The organism is Youngiibacter fragilis 232.1 (genome assembly GCF_000495435.3).
Classification (GTDB): Bacteria; Bacillota; Clostridia; order Clostridiales; family Clostridiaceae; genus Youngiibacter; species Youngiibacter fragilis.
In genome coordinates, this window is sequence record NZ_AXUN02000069.1 from 1 (window position 1) to 3,740 (window position 3,740).

The 3,740-nt window shown below is 49.2% G+C and carries 1 protein-coding gene; it reads left to right on the plus strand.

All coding sequences use genetic code 11. The features are described 5' to 3' along the window. Positions 1-3,739: RHS repeat-associated core domain-containing protein (locus T472_RS19515; RefSeq protein ID WP_023863365.1), on the plus strand; the 3,739-nt coding region annotated here is incomplete at its 5' end. Between the last annotated feature and the right edge of the window lies 1 nt (position 3,740).

Consider the following 3,740-nt stretch of genomic DNA (forward strand, 5'->3'; position numbering starts at 1 on the left):
CGCAACAAACCACGACGGCTACAGGATAGGGTGGTCCTACTACGGAGTGGCTCCGTACAGGGTACAGAAGATAAGTGAGACAAGCACGTCCGGAGCCCTTGGAGGAGAGCTTACCTTAAGCTACGGCTACAACACCACTGTGTTCACCGACTACCTGGGAAGAAGCAACACATACCAGTTCAACAACCAGGGGAACACCATATCCATAAAGGACAACGGAGGCTATGGAGCCTACTATGGATACGGCACAGCAGGGTCAACGAAGAACAAGCTGACCATTGAGTCAAAGCTTCAGAAGACAGTGGTCAATGAGCTTAGAAACCATGGAGGGGAAAGCGGATCGAACTGGACCCTTGAGCAGCATAACGGTTCAACAGGTACGCTGGCCTATGTGTCAGACCAGAAGCAGCTTGGGAACCAGTCAATAAGGATTACCAAGACAGGCAATGCCGGCACGGTTTTCGCGTCGCAGCTGGTTACCCTTGCCAAGGGAAATACATACACGCTATCAGCCTACATGAAGACCAGCGGTGTCACTTCAGGAAGCTCAATGGGAGCCCTTGCAGCTGTAAGGTACCAGGATGCAGCAGGCTGGAAATATGCATATGGGAAATATGTGTCAGGCACCAATGACTGGACAAGGGTCGAGGTGAGCTTTACCATACCCTCAAATGCCATATCAGGAAGCGCCTATGCGTGCATAGGTATCGAGGGTGAGAGCGGAACCGCATGGTTCGACTCGATCCAGCTTGAGGAAGGCTCCATCGCAAACAGGTATAGCCTTGTGCAGAATGGGGATTTCAAGTATGGTCTGGACGGATGGTCATCAGGGGGCTTCACCACTGGAGACGGGGCAGCGGTTACAAGCGACAGCAACCACCCGTCAAGCATTGATGACAACGTCCTTAAGATAAACGGAAATGCAGGGACGAACAAGAGCCTGGTACAGAACATAAACGTATCTGGAAGCGCAGGTGATGTTTTCGTCATGGGCGGCTGGGCCAAGGGAGCCTCAGTGCCTTTGTCGGGACTCAGGTACTTTGCACTTGACCTTGCGATAAGGAAGACAGACGGGACAACTCAGTGGGCGGCAGTGAACTTCAACGAGGATTCAGGAGACTGGCAGTACATGTCCTCTCCAATAATAGCGGACGGAAGCTACAGCAGCATATCCATATATGCGCTGTACTACCTGAACCTTAACACCGCATACTTTGATGGTATACAATTGTACAGGGAGGAGTACGGCCAGAGCTACCAGTACGATTCCAACGGAAACGTGACCTCCACCGTGGACCTTGCCAAGCAGAACACAAGGTTCGATTACAACACGCAGAATGACCTTGTGAAGTTAACAGATCCCAAGGGCAGCTTCTTCACCTACGAGTATTCAGCTGACGGGAAGAGGAGGCTGACCAAGGCCACATCCGCTGAGAATGTGGTGTACAGCTTCGAATACGACAGCTACGGAAACCCAAGGAAGGCGAAGGTAAGCGGCGCCACATCCTTCATGGAGTCATCATCAACATATACTGCAAGCGGAGCATACGCAAATACAATTACCGACAGTTCAGGCAACAGCGTAAGCTATGCCTACAACGAGAGCAAGGGAACACTTACAAGCGTCACAGACCCTAAGGGGAAGACAGCAACCTACAGCTATGATAGCAATACTGATGCGCTTACCAGGGTATCTAAGACGGTTGACGGAAGCGTTGTGACAAACGGATACACATATGAGAACGACAGGCTGAAGACCATAGCACACAACGGGTTCAGCTATACCTTCGGGTATGATGCATTGGGGAATAACACCACCGTATCTGCAGGAAGCCAGACCCTCATAACAAACAGCTTCGACCTGAGGACCGGAAGGCTGCTTGAGTCAACCTACGGGAACGGGCACAGGGTGGCCACAGACTATGACAACCTGGACAGGGTGGCGACATACAAGGTATGGAACAGTGCGACAGGCCAATACGAGGTGAAGTTCAGGTACGGCTATGACGCATCGGGGAACCTTGGCTACCTGGAGGATGTGGTAAACAGTGCAAGCTACAGATATGTGTATGACCTTGCAGACCGCCTTGTTAAGATATCGGGAAGCGACGGAAGCAGCCTGACAAACGGCTTTGACGTAAACAATAATGTCAGTGGAATAACCGAGACGGGAAACGGCACCACATACACCACATCCTATGAATATGACAATGACAACAGGCCAAAGAAGGTGACCCTGGGAAGCGGCGCATATGGCTTGACTAGCTATGTCGAGTTAGGAAGGATCGATACATCAGTAATAAGCACAGGTTCAGCAACCTGGACAGTGGGATACGCCTACCATTCAGGAGTCAACGGATCCACCACAGCAAGGGTAGCATCCATAACCAACAATGGAAGCGCCATATCATACATCTATGACCAGAATGGGAACATAGAGAGCATAACAGACGGGACAAAGTTCACGAAGTACTACTACAATGAGCTGAACGAGGTAATAAGGGAAGACAACGGCTACCTGAACAAGTCCATAACCTATACATACGATGCCGGCGGGAACATCCTTAACAAGAAGGAGTATGCATACACCAACGGCACCCTAGGTACGGTGCTGACCACCATAGGCTACACCTATGGCGACACTAATTGGAAGGATAAGCTTACAGCCTACAATGGAAAGGCCATCTCCTATGACGCCATAGGAAATCCATTGTCTTACGACGGCTGGACCTACACCTGGGAAAATGGCAGGCAGCTGAAGAGCTTGAGCAACGCTTCAACAAGCCTCAGCTTCAAGTACAACTCCGACGGGATAAGGACAGAGAAGACCGTCAATGGCGTCACTACCAAGTACACAGTATTCGGTGACAAAGTCTCCTTTGAGACTACAGGCTCAGACAAGATCCACTACAGCTATGATGCGTCAGGGAACCTTTTCTCCATGAACCTCAACGGAACAGAATACTACTACGTGAGGAACGCCCAGGGGGATATCACAGGGCTTATTGACAACACAGGAAATATTGTGGTTAGCTACACCTACGACACTTGGGGGAAGCTGCTCTCAACAACGGGAACCCTAGCTAGCACGATTGGAGTTAAGAATCCATACAGGTACCGGGGATATAGGTACGACACCGAGACAGGACTTTACTATCTCCAGTCTAGGTATTACAATCCGGAGTGGGGCAGGTTTGTCAATGCTGATGATGCGGGAATACTTGAAGTTGACCAGGACAGCCTGATTGAGAATAACCTCTTCGTCTATGCGTTGAATAATCCCGCTAATATGGTTGATCCAACTGGTGAAATAGCTATATTTACTTGTGTGCTTATTGGCGCAGGTATTGGAATGCTTCTAGGCGGTGCTACTGGATCATATATTTCACATAGAAAATTTAAACAAGTTAGATGGAAATATGTGTTGATAGGTGCGGCAGCGGGAGTGGCAATTGGTGCAGCAGCGGGATATGCGATAGGCATTGCGATTGGAGCTTCTGTTACAACTATTGGAACCGCTAAGGGCTTTGCAAGTGGATTTAAAATCACATCGAAGATTAGTAGCCAAATGGCTAAGCGCGGGTGGACAAATCAGCTGGTTAAAGAAACTATACTAAAAAATGTGGGTAGAAAAGCCTTTAATAGAGCAACGGGTAACGCAGCTACAGCATATTTTACATCTTCTGGAGCATATGTTGTCATTGACAATATAACAAAAGAAGGCGCTTCGCTGTTTTAAG